This is a genomic window from Mitsuaria chitosanitabida ATCC BAA-476 = NBRC 102408 (assembly GCF_001598255.1).
Lineage (GTDB): Bacteria > Pseudomonadota > Gammaproteobacteria > Burkholderiales > Burkholderiaceae_C > Roseateles > Roseateles chitosanitabidus.
The window spans coordinates 20,815-36,632 of sequence record NZ_BCYP01000023.1; the positions used below are offsets into that span (position 1 = coordinate 20,815).

Sequence of the window (15,818 nt, forward strand, 5' to 3'; positions counted from 1 at the left end):
GTCGTCCGGTCCTGCCGGGCCCCGATAACCGTCGCCCGGCGGGGCCGCCTCAGGCCCAGTTCTCGCGCGCGTTCTCGCGGCGCTGCAGATCGGCCAGCGTCTTGCCGGGCTCGTCCCGGAAACGCTCCTCCATCACCTCCAGCTGCTGCACGCGGTCCACGCGGAAGCTGCGGAAGTCCTCGCGCAGCTCGCACCAGGCGGAGAAGGTCCACACCGGCCCCCAGAAGAAGCAGGCCAGCGGCCGCACTAGGCGGGTGCTGGTCTGGTCGCTCAGGTCCAGGTAGTGCAGGCGCAGCTTGGTGCGGGACTCGGTGGCCTGGCGGAGCTGGGTGAGCCGCTCCCGCGTGACGTCGTCCAGGCCGCGCTGCGGCGCGTAGACGGTCAGGCTCTCGGCCGCCGCGCGGGCGGTGCCCGGCAGCACCGCGAAGATCTTGCCCAGCGCCTCCTCGGCGCGCTGGCCCAGCACCGCGTCCAGCTGCGGCTGCGCCAGCCGCACCGCGGCGACCAGCGATTGCGCCTCCTCCGCGCTGAACATCAGCGGCGGCAGCTCGAAGCCCACCCGCATGCGGTAGCCGACGCCGGCCTCGCCGTCGATGGGCACGCCCTGCTGCTGCAGCGCCGCCACGTCGCGATAGACGGTGCGGATCGAGACTTCCAGGCGCTGGGCCAGGAATTCGGCGGTCGTGAGGCGGCGTCCACGGATGAGCTGGACGATCTGGAACAGGCGGTCGGCGCGTCGCATCGGGCGATTGTCAGCCATCGGATTGACACATCCGGGTCGTCATCCCCGCTAGGATGTGCTGCATGGATGCCGACCCTGCCGCCCCCTCCGCCTCGCCCGCCACATCCGCTTCTTCCGTGCCCCATGTGGTGATCGTCGGCTGCGGCTTCGGCGGCCTCGAAGCGACCAAGGTTCTCGACGGCGCGCCGGTGCGCATCACCCTGATCGACCGCAGCAACCACCACCTCTTCCAGCCGCTGCTCTACCAGGTGGCCACGGCCGGTCTGTCGGCCCCGGCGATCGCCTCGCCGATCCGGCACATGCGCCGCCACCAGCGCAACCTGACGGTGCTGATGGCCGAGGTCCAGGCCATCGACAAGGCGCGCCGCGAGGTCCGGCTCACCGACGGCCAGCACATCCCCTACGACGTCCTCATCGTCGCCGCCGGCGCGACGCACAGCTACTTCGGCAACGACCAGTGGCAGGCGCACGCGCCCGGCCTGAAGACCCTGGCCGACGCCTTCAAGCTGCGCGCGCGGCTGCTGAGCGCCTTCGAGCGCGCCGAGACCCTGCCCGATCCCGCGGCCCGCGACCCGTGGCTGACCTTCGTCGTGATCGGTGGCGGACCGACCGGCGTCGAGATGGCCGGCACGCTGGCCGAGATCGCCCGCCACACGCTGCGCGACGAGTTCCGCCGCATCGACCCGAGCCGCGCGCATGTGCTGCTGGTCGAGGGCTCGGACCGGGTGCTGGCCGCCTTCCAGCCCAAGCAGTCGGCGCAGGCGCGGGCCCAGCTGGAGAAGCTGGGCGTGCAGGTGCGCACCGGATGCCGCGTCGTCGGCATCGACGAGGAGGGCGTGGACTTGCAGACGGCCGACGGCAGGACCGAGCGCATCGCCTCCAAGACCAAGGTCTGGGCGGCGGGCGTGGCCGCCTCGCCGCTGGCGCGCACGCTCGACGTGCCGCTGGACCGCGCGGGCCGCGTCGTCGTCGACGAGCACCTGAACATCCCCGGCCATCCCGAGGTCTATGTCGTCGGCGACATGGCCGCGGCGACCAGCCTCCAGAAGGACGGCAGCCGCAAGCCGGTGCCCGGCGTGAGCCCCGGCGCCAAGCAGGCGGGGCGGCACGCGGCGCGTCAGATCCTGGCGCGCCTGCAAGGGCGGTCGATCGCGCCCTTCCACTACAACGACTACGGCAACCTGGCCACCATCGGCCGCAAGGCCGCGATCGCGGACCTGGGCTCGATCCAGTTCAGCGGCCTGTCCGCATGGCTGTTCTGGCTGTTCGTCCACGTCTACTTCCTGATCGGCTTCCGCAACCGCGTCCGCGTCTTCGCCGATTGGGCCTGGGCCTACTTCACCTTCCAGCGCCACGCGCGCATCGTGGTCGAGGCCCAACCCCACGACCACCAAGACGCCTGACGCGCCCGAGCGGCGCGCGCAGGGGCGGGCACTCGTCGTTGCGAATGCTCGCCGTAGCCCCGCTACGGCTGTGCTTCGCGCCTAGATTGCCCACCCCTGCACGCGCCGCTCGGACGCGTCAGGGGGAGCGGATCGGGGATCAGATCGGGGTGCAGATCTCGACGAGCGTGCCGTCGGGGCAGCGGACGTAGGCGACGACCTGGCCCCAGGGCTTGGTCGTGGGCGGGGTCAGGCCTTGCGCGCCGGCGGCCAGCGCCTTGGCGTAGGCGGTCGGGACGTCCTGTGTCGACAGACCGATCTCCATGCCCAGCGGGGAACCGTCCTCCGCCCGGCGGTAGTCCTGACCGAGGTTGCCGCGGGCGATGTCGTGGCGGGCGAAGGACAAGGTGGTGGAACCGGTCTCCAGCTCCCCGTAGGCGCCGGACTCGTGCAGGAAGCGGCGCTGCAGGCCGAAGGCCCGCTCGAAGAAGTCCAGCGAGGCCGGCACGTCCGCGACGTAGACGATGGTGTAGGCGAAGCGCATGCTCATGAAGACTCCCTGCCGGTCCGCCCGGCGTGTGTGAGGCGTGTGAAAGGGTCCTGGAGGCGCCGCGGCTGTCCCTCGCCCGTGGGGCAAGCCTTCCTCGACGTCGCGATCGCTCGTAGGACGATGTCGCGCCGATGATGCGGACCCGCTGCTGACAGCGGATTGGCAGCTACGATCACGCCCCATGAGCGCTCCCAGCCCCGAGATTCAACGTCTCCCGAACGGCCTGCTCTGGCTGGCGCGGCCCGCTCCCGGCGCGCTGGCGACGGTGCGTGTCGTCTACCGCTGCGGCGGGCGCGACGATCCCACCGGCCGCAGCGGCTTGTCGCACCTGACGCTGCGCCTGATCGCCGGCGCCAGCCGCTACCTCGAGCCCGGCCAGTTCAATCGCCTCATCGCCTCCGCCGGCGGCCGCGGCGTGATCGAGATCGACGAGGACTACGCCGCCCTGCAGACACGCGTGCCCGCGCATCAGCTCGAACGCCTGCTCTGGGCCGAGGCCGAGCGCATGAGCAACCCGCGCATCGATGCCGACACGCTGGCCTCGGCGCGCCTGCAGCTGCGCCAGGCGGTGCAGGCGCCGCAGCTCAATCCCTATGCGCGTCTGGACCTCGCGGTCGAGCGCCACGGCTATCTGACGCATCCCTACCAGCGGGGCGCGCTCGGCGATCCGGAGCAACTGCGCGATCTCGAGGTCGACGCGGTGCGGATGTTCCACGCCGCCAACTTCCGCTGCGACCGCGCGCTGGTCATCGTGACCGGCGCTTTCGACGAGGGCGCCGTGGCGCGCTGGATGCTGCACTACTTCGGATCGATCCGGCCGCCGATGCTGGTCGGCGCGGCGCGCGAACTCCCCGCGACTTCGACCGCGAGCGCCTCCGGCGCGTCTGGGCCGTCCGCCGCCGTCAGCGCATCGGGTCCCTCCGCCGCCGCCGCGAGCGGATCGTCGACCGCGGCCAGCGCCGGCAGCGCGCCGGCGTCCGGCCCGCCGAGTCCCGCGGTCTCGCCGAGCGCCTCTCCCATCATCCCGTCGGCGCCCCTCGTCGCCCAGCCGGCCGAGCTGCGCGAATCGCGCCGCCCGCAAAGCCAGACGCTGAAGCTGTCGCTCTCGCAGGCGCCGCTGCCGGCCGCCGCGCTGGTGTGGCAGGTGCCGCGCGCCGACGACGCCTCGACGCCGGTCTGGCAGCTCGCCCAGGCCTTGCTGGGCCTGGGCCGGTCGGGCCGGCTGACCGACACGCTGGTCGACGAGAAGGCGCTCGCGCATCAACTCGGCCTGCGGCTGCTGCAGCACCGCGAGGCGGGACTGCTGGTGGCGCAGGCACTGGCCGCGCATGGACAGACGGCGTCGCCGGTCGCTCAAGCCTTGCAGCAGGAAGTCCTGCGGCTGGCCGATGAGCCGATCACCGATGAGGAACTCGACAAGGCCAAGGCGATGCTGCGACGCGAGACCCAATCGCTCGAATGGACCGCGGAGCGCTGGGCCCGCGCCTTGGGGGAGGCCTGGGCGGTGCGGGGCGACGTGAACGCCGCCGCCAAGGACGCGGCCATCCGCGCCAAGCTGACCGCCGCCGAGGTGCAGCAGCTCTGGCGCAAGCACATCGTGCAGGCGCCGGTGCTGACGCTGCTCGCGGACATCGGCACGGCAGCGGGAGTGGCGGCATGACACGCGATCCGATCGTCACTCTGGGTGCGGCTTCCGCCGCCACATCGGTCGTCTCGTCGTCGCCCGTCGTCGCCGAGGGGCCGGGCGCGCCCCGCGAGGGCGGCCTGGGTCCGCCTCGGCTGAACCGGCGTGAGCTGATGCTCGGCGGCATGCTGGCCACGGGGGCGACGGCGGTGCCGGCGCTCGCGCAGGACGGCTTCGAGCGTCCGCCCGAAGCGCCTGCCGCGGCGGCGGTGTCCGCGCTGCCGCTCGAGCAGGCCAAGCTGCCCAATGGCCTGCGCATCCTGCTGCTGCCCCGGCCCGGCGTGCCGCGCACCGCGATCCGGCTGATCGGCGACGGGGGCTGGGTGCGTGACCCCTCGGGCAAGGAAGGCCTGGCGGAGGTGGCGCTGTCGATGCTCGCGCAGGGCGCGAAGCGGGACGGCGAGGCCATGGACTCGGCCGACATCGCCTACGCGGGCGATCTGCTGGGGCTGCCCTTGGCCCTGGAGCTGAACGCGCTCTCGGCGGAGATCGCACTCGAGGCCTTGCCCGACCAATGCGACGACGCCGTCAACCTGATGGCCGACCTGACGCAGCGGCCCGCGCTGGCCTTCGAGTCGCTGGAGCACATCCGCAGCCGCGCGCAGGACGCGCTGGTGCTGCGCCGGGCCGACGCCCTGCTGCTGGGCCTCTGGGCCGCGCGCCGCGCGTTCTGGGGTCGCTTGCAGCCGGTGCAGACCTCCAGCAGTCTCAAGCGGCTCAAGCGCGAGGACGTGCAGGCCTTCCACCGCCAAGTCTGGCGGCCGGAGCGGAGCACGCTGCTGTTCGTCGGCGAGTTGTCGATGGAGACGGCCAAGGGCCTGGCCACCGACTTCATGGCCGACTGGCGCCCCCCCAAGGCCGCCGCGGCCGCGCCGAACGCGGCCGCGGCGCTGGCGACGGCCGTGCCGGGTCCGGGGTCCGCGCAGTTCCTGCAGTTGCCGCAAGGGCAGGGCTGCCGGCTGATCGTGCAGTCGCCGATCCCGCGTGGCACGCCCCCCGTGCTGCGCGTGCTGGCGCGTGAGCTGATGCATCTGCGCCTGGCCGCCAGACTGCCCTGGCCCTGGGAGAGCGAGATCGAATCGCTGGGCGGCGCCTCGCGCTGGAGCTTCAGCGTGACCCTGCCGGTGGCGGCGGTGCCGGAGCAACTCGCGCTGCTGCGCGAGCAGCTCCCGCTGCTGGCGGCCGAGCCGGTCACGGCCGAGGATCTGTCGACCGCGCAGGCCCTGGCGCTGGGTGACTGGCAGGGCGCGCTGGCGGAGGAACCGGATGCCCTGATCGCGCGCGCGCTGGCGCGGGGCGAGCTCGACGACTGCGTGCAATGGCCGCAGCGCCTGAAGGCGGTGAGCGCGCCGGTGCTGCAGCTGCTGATGGGCGCGAGCTGGCGCGACAACCGCACGCAATTGCTGCTTTTGGGCGATGCCGGGCCGCCGGAACCCGCGCAGCGGGCATGGCCGGGATTGAACCTGGCTACAATTCGCGCCGTCATTGGGGAGTAGCCGCTGCACCCCGCCCGTCGCCCGACGGGCTCATTCAGCAGACCCGCGTCAACAGACTTGAGCTTCGGCTCATGGCGCGAGGTAGCCAGGAACCTTCGTGTTCCCAGCCTGGCGAGACCTTTGACCACGCTCCCGGGTTGCGGCCGGCGGAGGCGTGGTCATTGGTGCGTCTCGGCCGCTGAGTGCTATTCATGGAAGCCTTCCTCATCTCCACCGGGCTCGTGGCCCTGGCCGAAATCGGCGACAAGACCCAGTTGCTGGCCTTCATCCTGGCCGCGCGTTTCCGCAAGCCGGGACCGATCGTGCTGGGCATCCTGATCGCGACGCTGGTGAATCACGCCTGCGCGGGCGCGGTCGGCAGCTGGATCACGACGCAAGTCTCGCCGCACACGCTGCGCTGGGTGTTGGGCGTGGGCTTCATCGCGATGGCGGTGTGGACGCTGATCCCCGACAAGATCGACGACGCCGAGACCGGCGGCAAGTTCAAGCTGGGCGTGCTGGGCACGACCATCGTGGCCTTCTTCCTGGCGGAGATGGGCGACAAGACGCAGATCGCGACCGTGGCGCTGGCCGCGCGTTTCAATGACCTGTGGCCGGTGGTGGCGGGCACGACGCTGGGGATGATGATCGCCAACGTGCCGGCGGTGCTGGTGGGCGACAAGCTGGCGCACAAGCTGCCGGTGCGACTCGTTCATGGGATCGCCGCGGCCATCTTCGCCGTGCTGGGCGTGCTGACGCTGCTGGGGGCGGGCGAGGCGATGGGGATCTGATCCACGAGGGTCATGCCCGCCGACCGGGCCGCGGCCCGGTCGAACGTCATGGTTCTGGCGCAGCCAGCGCCGAAGCATCGACGCTCGACCAGGTAGTCCTGCAGGCTGGCGCGGCCTTCGACGAAACGGGCCACCGCCTCGGCCACCTCATCCTCATGCTCGATTCGCAAGTGCGGAGAGGCCAGAAGCCGTCGGACGGTGCGGACCAGTCCGATCTTCTCCATGTCGTACCTGCCTCCCAGCACCCACCAGAGTTCCAGAAGCGCGACGGTGGACACGTAGCCGGGGTTCTCCGGGGTGAGGGATTCCAGAAAGCGGCGGGCCACCTCCGTCTGCGCGGCGTCGTCGTCCGCAAAGTAGCGGACGAGGATGTTGGTGTCGATGCCGGTCATATCGTGTGCCCTCCGCGTGCGCGGATGGCGCGATTCATGTCCTTGATCGTCACCTTGCGCCTGGGCTTGCCGATCATCCCCTGCATGCTCAGCGGATGCTCGGCGGAGTAGATCAGGTACTCGTGCGGTGCCAGCCTCAGGAACTCGACGCGATCGCCCGGATTCAGGCGGAGCTCGTCGCGGACGGCATCGGGAATGTTGAGCATCTGACCTTCGCCATAGATGCCCATCTTGATGAACTCATCGAACTTGGTCGCCATGGGGCCTCTCCGTTGTGGAAGCCCGTCACTCTATGGATGCCGCCGGTCCTCCGCACTTCCTCAAATCAGTCATTGAGGGGGGAGAGACCCGACCCCCTGACGGGGGAGGCGCGTGATCGCCCTTCGCGAGGCGGGGCGCCTCAACGCGCCGAGGCCTGCCGCACCGCGCGCTCCCACTGCGACATCAGCTCCTGCGCGCGATCGCGCGGCATGGTCGGGCGGAACACGCGTTCCGTCCGCCAGTTGCGGCCGATGTCCTCGAGGTTGCCGTACACGCCGGCCGTGAGGCCCGCGAGGTAGGCGGCGCCCAGCGCCGTGGTCTCGATCACCTTCGGTCGAACGACCGGGATGCCCAGCAAGTCCGCCTGGAATTGCATCAGCAGATCGTTCACGCAGGCGCCGCCGTCGACGCGCAGCTCGCTCACCGGCGCGCCGCCCGCGGCGACCGCGTCCCGGCTCATGGCCTGCAGCAGCGCCGCGCTCTGGAACGCGATGCTCTCCAGCGCCGCGCGCGCGATGTGCGCCACGGTCGAGCCCCGCGTCAGGCCCACGATCGCGCCGCGCGCCTCCGCGTCCCAGTAGGGCGCGCCCAGTCCGGTGAAGGCCGGCACGAACATCACGCCGCCCGCGTCGGGCACGCTCTCCGCCAGACCCTGCACCTCGCCGCTCGCCTTGATCGCGTTCAGCCCGTCGCGCAGCCACTGCACGACCGCGCCGCCGATGAAGACGCTGCCCTCCAGCGCGTACTGCGGCGCCGCGTCGATCTGCGCGGCGCTCGTCGTGATCAGTCCGTTCCCGCTGGTCTGGAAGCGCGGCCCCGTGTGCATCAGCATGAAGCAGCCGGTGCCGTAGGTGTTCTTCGCCATGCCCGCCTCGAAGCAGGCCTGGCCGAACAGCGCGCTCTGCTGGTCGCCGGCGATGCCACCGATCAGGAGTTCGGCGCCCAGGTGTTCCGCCGCCGCGCGGCCGAAGTCCGAGGCCGAGGGCTGCACCCGCGGCAGCACCGACGGGGGGATGTCCAGCAGCGCCAGCAGTTCCTCGTCCCAGCGGTTCTCGCGCACGTTGAACAGCATCGTCCGCGAGGCGTTGCTCACGTCGGTGACGTGCACCTCGCCGTTCGTGAGCTTCCAGATCAGCCAGCTGTCGATGGTGCCGAAGGCGAGCTCGCCGCGCTCCGCCTGCTCGCGCGCGCCGGGGACGCTCTCCAGGATCCACTGCAGCTTGGTCCCCGAGAAGTAGGCGTCGACGACCAGGCCCGTCTTGCGCTGGATCAGGGGCCCATGGCCCTGCTCGCGCAATCGGGCGCAGCGCGGCTCCGCGCGGCGGTCCTGCCACACGATCGCGTGATGGACGGGCCGCCCGGTCTTGCGGTTCCACACCACGGTCGTCTCGCGCTGGTTCGTGATGCCCAGCGCCTTGACGTCGGCGGCCTTCAGCGCCGCCTTGGACAGCACCTCGCGCGCCACCGCCAGCTGCGAGTCCCAGATTTCATCGGCGTCATGCTCGACCCAGCCCGGCTGGGGGTAGATCTGGCGGAACTCCCGCTGCGACATCGCGACGATGCGCCCCTGCGCGTCGAAGACGATGGCGCGGGAGCTGGAGGTGCCCTGGTCCAGGGCCAGCAGGTAGGTCATGGCTTGTCTCGCTCGTGTCGCGGCGTCATCGCCGCGGGATGATGGCGTCGTTGTCGTCGCGGCCTCGTCCGGGCCGCTGTCGTCGTGGATCGTGCCGTTCAGTCGGCCACCACCAGCTCCACGCCCGCGTCGCTCATCAACGCGGGGAAGGGCTCGGGCGGCGGCTCGTCGGTGAACAGCGCGTCGATCTGGGGCAATCGAGCCACCTCGGCCATCGCGGGCCGGTTGAATTTCGTCGCGTCGGCGGCGACCCAGACCTCGCGCGAATGCTCGACGATGGTCCGCGCCACCATCACCTCGCGGTAATCGAAGTCGCGCAGGCTGCCGTCGGACTCGATGCCCGAGATGCCGATCAAGCCGATGTCCACCTTGAACTGCCGGATGAAGTCGACCGCCGCCTCGCCGACGATGCCGCGGTCGCGGTGTCGCACCGAGCCGCCCACCATCACCAGCTCGCAGTCCGGGTTGTCGCTCAGGATCATCGCCACATTCAGGTTGTTCGTGATGACCCGCAGGCCCTTGTGGTGCAGCAGCGCGTGCGCCACCGCCTCGGTGGTCGTGCCCAGGTTCAGGATCAGCGAGCAGCCGGCCGGGATGCGCGCCGCGATGGCGCGCGCGATGCGCGCCTTGCCGTCGGCCTGCATGGCCTGGCGCTGGCGGTAGGCGATGTTCTCGGTGGTCGAGGCGGGCACGCGCACGCCGCCGTGGAAGCGCTGCACCAGGCCGGCCTCGGCCAGGCGCTGCACGTCGCGGCGGACGGTCTGCAGCGTCACGCCGAACTGCTCGGCCAGCGACTCCACGCTCACCGAGCCGCGTGCGCGCACCTCCTGCAGCAGGTCGTTCTGGCGGGGATTGGGATTCATGGCGCGCAGGCTAAAGGAACCGAAACGAACAATTGACCGGGTTAACCCTGGTCTTAAACGCGCGTAATCGCGCTAAAAAGAAAAAAGAAGAACAGAACTGCGAACTTCAGCGGCGCGCGATCCCAGGCGCCGGCCGATGTCCCGGGCCCCCGGCCGGACCGGTCCGCCGCATCGTCCTGAAGCCGCTCCAAGGAGACCTCGCCCTTGACCACCGCCTCGACCTCAGCGCCAGCGGCCGCCACTGCGGCGACCACCGCCCCCGACGGCTGCGACGTGCTCGTCGTCGGCGGCGGCATCAATGGCGCCGGCATCGCGCGCGACCTCGCCGGCCGCGGCTGGAAGGTCGTGCTCGCGGAGGCCTCGGACTTCGCGTCCCACACGTCCTCCTCCTCGACCAAGCTGATCCATGGGGGCCTGCGCTACCTGGAGTACTACGAGTTCTCGCTGGTCCGCAAGGCGCTCCAGGAGCGCGAGGTGCTGCTGCGCAGCGCGCCGCACATCATGTGGCCGCTGCGTTTCGTGATGCCGCATGACGCGGCCATGCGCCCGGCCTGGATGATCCGCATCGGCCTCTTCCTCTACGACCACCTGGCGCGCCGCGAGGTGCTGCCCGGCTCCGAGGGCGTGGACCTGCGCGGCTCGCCCTACGGGGCGCCGCTCAAGCGCACGTACACCAAGGGTTTCGTCTACTCGGACGGTTGGGTGGACGACGCGCGGCTGGTGCTGCTCAACGCGCTGGACGCGCGCGAGCACGGCGCCGTGCTGCACACCCGCACGACCGTCACCGCCGCGCAGCGCCACGCCGACCACTGGACGGCCACGCTGCGCTGCGCCGACGGCGAGCGCCCGCTGCACGCCCGCGCGCTGGTCAACGCCGCGGGGCCCTGGGCCGAGGGCTTCCTGCGCCAGGTCGCGCGGCCCGCGCACGGCGAGACCATCGCCACCAAGAGCCTGCGTCTGGTGAAGGGCAGCCACATCATCGTGCGCAAGCGCTTCGACCACGACCACGCCTACATCTTCCAGAACCCCGACAAGCGCATCATCTTCGCCATCCCCTACGAGGACGACTTCACCCTGATCGGCACGACCGACGTGGAGCTGCCCGCCGACGCGCTGGCCGGCTTTGCGAAGGCCCGTATCGACGAGGGCGAGATCGCCTATCTCTGCGAGCAGGCCAGCCGCTACTTCGCGGATCCGGTGACGCCGGCCGACGTGGTCTGGACTTACGCCGGCGTGCGGCCCTTGCTGGACGACGCTTCCGGCGACCCGTCCGCGGTGACGCGCGATTACCTGCTGGAGACGCATGCCGACTCCGGGGCGCCGCTGCTCAGCGTGTGGGGCGGGAAGATCACGACGTTCCGCAAGCTGGCGGAGGACGCGGCCGATCTGCTGGGCGACATGCTCGGCGATCGGCGGCGGGCCTGGACCGAGCATGCGCATCTGCCGGGCGGCGATCTGCGCGACTGGATCGGCGCGCCGCAGCGGCCCGACACCGACTTCCAGCGCCTGCTCGTGGCCATCGGCCAGCGCCATCCCTGGCTGCCGCCCTCGCTGGCGCGGCGTCTGGCGCGGGCTTATGGGGCACGGGTCGATCGGGTCTTGCACGGGGCCGACTCGCTGGCCGATCTCGGTCCGGAAATTGCCCCGGGGCTGCATCAGGCGGAGCTGGAGTACCTGGTGCGTGAGGAATGGGCTCGCGCCGCGGACGACGTGCTGTGGCGGCGCTCCAAGTTGGGACTGCATTACACGGAGGCGCAGCGGCTGGCGGTGCTGCGCTGGTTCGAGGAACGCGAGCATCTGTGGGTGAGGCCGCCGGGGGTGTCGGCATGAGCTGACCCCGGAAGACCCTCACCCCCGCCCTCTCCCGCCAGCGGGAGAGGGAGTAAGAGCGAGCGACAGCAAGAAGATCCGCTGACTCTCTCGAGGGAACTCACCGGGGACTCCCTCTCCCGCTAGCGGCACAGCGCTGGCGACTCCCTCTCCCGCTGGCGGGAGAGGGCAGGGGAGAGGGTCTTCGGGCTCTCCCTCCGGCGACTCCCTCTCCCGCTTGCGGGAGAGGGTGGGGGTGAGGGTCTTCGGGCTCCAAGACAACGGCACAACAACAACCGGAGAGACAAGCGATGGAGTTGAGCGAATGGAGCTGAGCCTGCGCGGCGTGAGCCACAAGGTGGGCGCGCAGCAGCACCTGTACCCGATGGACCTTCGGCTGGCGCCGAACGCGGTCACCGTGCTGCTGGGCGCGACGCAAGCCGGCAAGACGACGCTCATGCGTCTGATGGCGGGCCTGGACAAGCCCAGCGAGGGCACGATCACCGTCGACGCCGTCGACGTCACCGGCTGGCCGGTGCGCAAGCGCGACGTCGCGATGGTCTACCAGCAGTTCATCAACTACCCGTCGATGAGCGTGCGCGACAACATCGCCTCGCCGCTGAAGCTGCGCGGCCAGCTGGACCGCGACGCCATCCGCCGCCGCGTGGACGAGCTCGCCGCCAAGCTCCACATCGAGATGCATCTGGACAAGCTGCCCGCGCAGCTCTCCGGCGGCCAGCAGCAGCGCGTCGCGCTGGCACGCGCGCTGGCCAAGCAGGCACCGCTGATGCTGCTCGACGAGCCGCTGGTGAACCTCGACTACAAGCTGCGCGAGGAGCTGCGCGAGGAGCTCGGCCAGCTCTTCGCCGCCGGCGAGTCCACCGTGGTCTACGCCACCACCGAGCCGGCCGAGGCGCTGCAGCTGGGCGGCTACACCGCGGTGATGGACGCGGGCGAGCTGCTCCAGTACGGCCCCACCGCCGAGGTCTTCCACCGTCCCGCATCGCTGCGCGTGGCGCGCGCCTTCAGCGATCCGCCGATGAACCTGCTGATCGCGCAAGGGCAGGGCGACCGGCTCCAGCTGCGGCCGGGCCTGGAGCTCGCGCTGCCGGGTCAGGGCGGCGTGACCGTCGGCGTGCGCGCCGGCGCGCTGCGCGTCAGCGCGCAGCCGGGCGACATCGCGATCCAGGGCGAGGTCGAGCTGGCCGAGATCTCCGGCTCCGACACCTTCGTCCACGCGCGCACCGAGCTGGGCAGCCTGGTGGCGCAGCTCACCGGCGTGCACAACTTCGAGCTCGGCGTCCCGCTGACGCTGTATCTGAACGCGGCCCATGTCCACGTCTTCGACGCGGCCGGCCTGCTGACGCGCGCCCCCGAGCGCCGGGGAGGCCGCTGATGGCTCGCATCGACCTGGACCTGGCCCATGCCTACCGGCCCGATCCGAAAGAGGACAGCGACTACGCGCTGCTGCCGCTGAAGATGACGTTCGAGGACGGCGGCGCCTACGCGCTGCTGGGCCCCTCGGGCTGTGGCAAGACGACGCTGCTCAACATCGTGTCGGGCCTGCTTCAGCCCTCGCAGGGCTCGGTGCGCTTCGACGGCCGCGAGGTCACCGCGCTGTCGCCGCAGCAACGCAACATCGCGCAGGTGTTCCAGTTCCCCGTCATCTACGACACGATGACCGTGGCCGAGAACCTCGCCTTCCCGCTGCGCAACCGTGGCGTCGCGCCCGACCGCATCAAGGCGCGCGTGGGCCGCATCGCCGAGATGCTGGAGCTCAACGCCCAGCTCGACCGACGCGCCTCGGGCCTGTCGGCGGACGCCAAGCAGAAGATCTCGCTGGGCCGCGGCCTGGTGCGGGAGGATGTGTCGGCGGTGCTCTTCGACGAGCCGCTGACCGTCATCGATCCGCATCTGAAATGGCAGCTGCGGCGCAAGCTCAAGCAGATCCATCACGAGCTCAAGCTCACGCTGATCTACGTCACCCATGACCAGGTGGAGGCGCTGACCTTCGCCGACCGCATCGTCGTCATGACGCGCGGCCGAGCGGTACAGGTGGGTACGGCGGGCGAGCTCTTCGAGCGGCCCAGCCACCGCTTCGTCGGCCACTTCATCGGCTCGCCGGGCATGAACTTCCTGCCGGCGGCGCTGGAGGGCGACGGCGGTCTGAGCGTCGCGGGGCAGCCGGTGGCGGGATCGGTCGATCCCGGCGCGGGCGCGGCCTTGTCGCGCGCCGAGCCCTTCATGCTGGGCGTGCGGCCCGAATACATCCAGGTCGACGACATCGGCGACGGCGACGAGCGCCTGCCGGGCGCGATCACCGGCGTGGTCAGTCAGGTGCAGGACATCGGCACCTACTGGCTGCTGACCGCCAAGGTCGGCGAGCACACCTTGAAGGCGCGCCTGTCCGCGCATGCGCGTCCGCCGGCGCCCGGCGCGACGGTGGCGCTGCGGGTGCTCAATCCCCACACCTGCTTCTACGGCGCCGACGAGCGCCTGATCGCCACCCCCGCGGCGGTGGCCCGCGCCCAGGAGGGCCTCGCATGAAACCGATCAACCAGAAAGCCTGGTTCCTCGTCCTGCCCGTGTTCCTGTGCGTGGCCTTCTCGGCCATCCTGCCGCTGATGACGGTGGTGAACTACTCGGTGCAGGACATCATCTCGCCCGAGCGGCGCGTCTTCGTCGGTACCGAGTGGTTCGCGGCCGTCATGCGCGACGAGGAGCTGCACGGCGCGCTGCTGCGCCAGCTGGGCTTCTCGCTGGCGGTGCTGTTGGTGGAGATCCCGCTGGGCATCGCGCTGGCGTTGTCCATGCCGGCGCAGGGCTGGAAGGCTTCGGCGGTGCTGGTGCTGGTGGCCCTGTCGCTGCTCATTCCCTGGAACGTCGTCGGCACCATCTGGCAGATTTACGGCCGCGCCGACATCGGGCTGCTGGGCGCCGCGCTGCAGGCGCTGGGCGTGGACTACAACTACACCGGCAACGCGACCGATGCCTGGCTGACCGTGCTCATCATGGACGTGTGGCACTGGACGCCGCTGGTGGCGCTGCTGTGCTTCGCCGGGCTGCGCTCCATCCCCGATGCCTACTACCAGGCGGCGCGCATCGACGGGGCCAGCAAGTTCGCGGTGTTCCGCTTCATCCAGCTGCCCAAGATGCGGGGCGTGCTGATGATCGCGGTGCTGCTGCGCTTCATGGACAGCTTCATGATCTACACCGAGCCCTTCGTCCTGACGGGCGGCGGGCCGGGCAACGCGACCACCTTCCTCAGCCAGTACCTGACGCAGAAGGCGGTCGGCCAGTTCGACCTGGGCCCGGCGGCGGCGTTCTCGCTGATCTACTTCCTGATCATCCTGCTGCTGTGCTTCATCCTCTACAACTGGATGCAGGCGCTCGGGACCCAAGAGAAAGCGGAGGCCGCCCATGGATGAGCGCCGTTTCAAGAAGCGATCGATCTTCCTGATCGCGTACCTGATCTTCGCGCTGCTGCCCATCTACTGGATGGTCAACATGAGCTTCCGCAGCAACGAGGAGATCCTGTCCAGCTTCAGCCTGTGGCCGCAGCACTTCACGCTCGCGAGCTACAAGACCATCTTCACTGACCCCAGCTGGTACGACGGCTACATCAACAGCCTGATCTACGTGGCGATCAACACGGTGATCTCGGTCAGCGTGGCGCTGCCGGCGGCCTACGCCTTCAGCCGCTACTCGTTCCTGGGCGACAAGCACGTCTTCTTCTGGCTGCTGACCAACCGCATGACGCCGCCGGCGGTGTTCCTGCTGCCGTTCTTCCAGCTGTACACGACGCTGGGCCTGATGGACACGCACATCGCCGTCGCGCTGGCGCATCTGCTGTTCAACGTGCCGCTGGCGGTGTGGATCCTCGAGGGCTTCATGAGCGGCATCCCGCGCGAGATCGACGAGACCGCCTACATCGACGGCTACGGCTTCCCGCGCTTCTTCCTGACCATCTTCCTGCCGCTGATCAAGGCCGGCGTGGGCGTGGCGGCCTTCTTCTGCTTCATGTTCTCGTGGGTGGAGCTGCTGCTGGCGCGCACGCTGACCAGCGTCAACGCCAAGCCCATCGTCGCGACGATGACGCGCACGGTGAGCGCCTCGGGGATGGACTGGGCGACGCTGGCCGCGGCCGGCACGCTGACCATCGTGCCGGGCGCGATCGTGATCTGGTTTGTCCGTCACTACATCGCGAAGGGTTTCGCGATGGGCCGCGTCTAAGGA

General features: G+C 70.4%; 15 protein-coding genes and 1 riboswitch. Of the genes, 9 read left to right on the plus strand and 6 right to left on the minus strand.

Going from position 1 to position 15,818, the window contains the following annotated elements; translation table 11 throughout:
• Nucleotides 1-49: 49 nt before the first annotated feature.
• Nucleotides 50-742 carry a helix-turn-helix transcriptional regulator gene (locus tag MCHT01_RS15585; RefSeq protein ID WP_067066268.1) on the minus strand — a complete coding sequence of 231 codons (693 nt, stop codon included), beginning with the start codon at nucleotides 740-742 and terminating at the stop codon, nucleotides 50-52.
• Between the two features lie 116 nt (nucleotides 743-858).
• Between MCHT01_RS15585 and MCHT01_RS15590 the strand changes: the two genes are divergently transcribed.
• Nucleotides 859-2,145 (plus strand): NAD(P)/FAD-dependent oxidoreductase, encoded by a 1,287-nt coding sequence (locus tag MCHT01_RS15590; RefSeq protein WP_067066303.1) that lies wholly within the window; start codon nucleotides 859-861, stop codon nucleotides 2,143-2,145.
• Nucleotides 2,146-2,284: 139 nt separating this feature from the next.
• On the opposite strand, the gene MCHT01_RS15595 is transcribed toward MCHT01_RS15590, so the two are convergent.
• Entirely contained in the window at nucleotides 2,285-2,668 is a 384-nt protein-coding gene (locus MCHT01_RS15595; RefSeq protein ID WP_067066304.1) for a VOC family protein, read from the minus strand.
• A 187-nt stretch (nucleotides 2,669-2,855) separates the two neighbouring features.
• On the opposite strand from MCHT01_RS15595, the gene MCHT01_RS15600 reads away from it, so the two are divergent.
• From MCHT01_RS15600 to MCHT01_RS15610, 3 genes are all read left to right on the plus strand, one after another.
• On the plus strand, nucleotides 2,856-4,334 hold the full coding sequence (locus MCHT01_RS15600) for a M16 family metallopeptidase (protein ID WP_067066269.1): 1,479 nt from the start codon (nucleotides 2,856-2,858) through the stop codon (nucleotides 4,332-4,334).
• The gene (locus tag MCHT01_RS15605) at nucleotides 4,331-5,854 is read left to right on the plus strand and encodes a M16 family metallopeptidase (RefSeq protein ID WP_067066270.1); all 1,524 of its coding nucleotides are present in this window, start codon (nucleotides 4,331-4,333) and stop codon (nucleotides 5,852-5,854) included. The genes MCHT01_RS15600 and MCHT01_RS15605 overlap by 4 nt, the downstream gene beginning before the upstream one ends.
• Nucleotides 5,828-6,042, plus strand: a riboswitch (yybP-ykoY riboswitch). It overlaps the preceding gene by 27 nt.
• A 3-nt stretch (nucleotides 6,043-6,045) precedes the next feature.
• Complete coding sequence (locus MCHT01_RS15610) at nucleotides 6,046-6,624, plus strand: TMEM165/GDT1 family protein (RefSeq protein WP_067066271.1); 579 nt, start codon at nucleotides 6,046-6,048, stop codon at nucleotides 6,622-6,624.
• On the opposite strand, the gene MCHT01_RS15615 is transcribed toward MCHT01_RS15610, so the two are convergent.
• From MCHT01_RS15615 to MCHT01_RS15630, 4 genes are all read right to left on the minus strand, one after another.
• The gene (locus MCHT01_RS15615) at nucleotides 6,546-7,016 is read right to left on the minus strand and encodes a type II toxin-antitoxin system VapC family toxin (RefSeq protein WP_067066272.1); all 471 of its coding nucleotides are present in this window, start codon (nucleotides 7,014-7,016) and stop codon (nucleotides 6,546-6,548) included. The two genes, MCHT01_RS15610 and MCHT01_RS15615, sit on opposite strands and share 79 nt — an antisense overlap.
• Nucleotides 7,013-7,276, minus strand: coding sequence for a hypothetical protein (locus tag MCHT01_RS15620; RefSeq protein ID WP_067066273.1), 264 nt, complete (start codon nucleotides 7,274-7,276; stop codon nucleotides 7,013-7,015). The genes MCHT01_RS15615 and MCHT01_RS15620 overlap by 4 nt, the downstream gene beginning before the upstream one ends.
• A 140-nt stretch (nucleotides 7,277-7,416) precedes the next feature.
• Nucleotides 7,417-8,910, minus strand: a complete 1,494-nt coding sequence (gene glpK, locus MCHT01_RS15625) for a glycerol kinase GlpK (protein ID WP_067066274.1) — start codon at nucleotides 8,908-8,910, stop codon at nucleotides 7,417-7,419.
• A gap of 98 nt (nucleotides 8,911-9,008) precedes the next feature.
• Nucleotides 9,009-9,773: a DeoR/GlpR family DNA-binding transcription regulator gene (locus MCHT01_RS15630; RefSeq protein ID WP_067066275.1), complete on the minus strand. Its 765-nt coding sequence runs from the start codon at nucleotides 9,771-9,773 to the stop codon at nucleotides 9,009-9,011.
• A 204-nt stretch (nucleotides 9,774-9,977) separates the two neighbouring features.
• On the opposite strand from MCHT01_RS15630, the gene glpD reads away from it, so the two are divergent.
• From glpD to MCHT01_RS15655, 5 genes are all read left to right on the plus strand, one after another.
• Complete coding sequence (glpD, locus tag MCHT01_RS15635; protein WP_067066276.1) at nucleotides 9,978-11,603, plus strand: glycerol-3-phosphate dehydrogenase; 1,626 nt, start codon at nucleotides 9,978-9,980, stop codon at nucleotides 11,601-11,603.
• Nucleotides 11,604-11,907: 304 nt separating this feature from the next.
• Nucleotides 11,908-12,978, plus strand: a complete 1,071-nt coding sequence (locus tag MCHT01_RS15640) for an ABC transporter ATP-binding protein (protein WP_067066277.1) — start codon at nucleotides 11,908-11,910, stop codon at nucleotides 12,976-12,978.
• Complete coding sequence (locus tag MCHT01_RS15645) at nucleotides 12,978-14,129, plus strand: ABC transporter ATP-binding protein (RefSeq protein WP_067066278.1); 1,152 nt, start codon at nucleotides 12,978-12,980, stop codon at nucleotides 14,127-14,129. Before MCHT01_RS15640 ends, MCHT01_RS15645 begins: the two co-directional genes overlap by 1 nt.
• The gene (locus MCHT01_RS15650; protein ID WP_067066279.1) at nucleotides 14,126-15,010 is read left to right on the plus strand and encodes a carbohydrate ABC transporter permease; all 885 of its coding nucleotides are present in this window, start codon (nucleotides 14,126-14,128) and stop codon (nucleotides 15,008-15,010) included. The genes MCHT01_RS15645 and MCHT01_RS15650 overlap by 4 nt, the downstream gene beginning before the upstream one ends.
• Nucleotides 15,003-15,815: a carbohydrate ABC transporter permease gene (locus MCHT01_RS15655; RefSeq protein ID WP_067066280.1), complete on the plus strand. Its 813-nt coding sequence runs from the start codon at nucleotides 15,003-15,005 to the stop codon at nucleotides 15,813-15,815. The genes MCHT01_RS15650 and MCHT01_RS15655 overlap by 8 nt, the downstream gene beginning before the upstream one ends.
• Nucleotides 15,816-15,818: the final 3 nt, after the last annotated feature.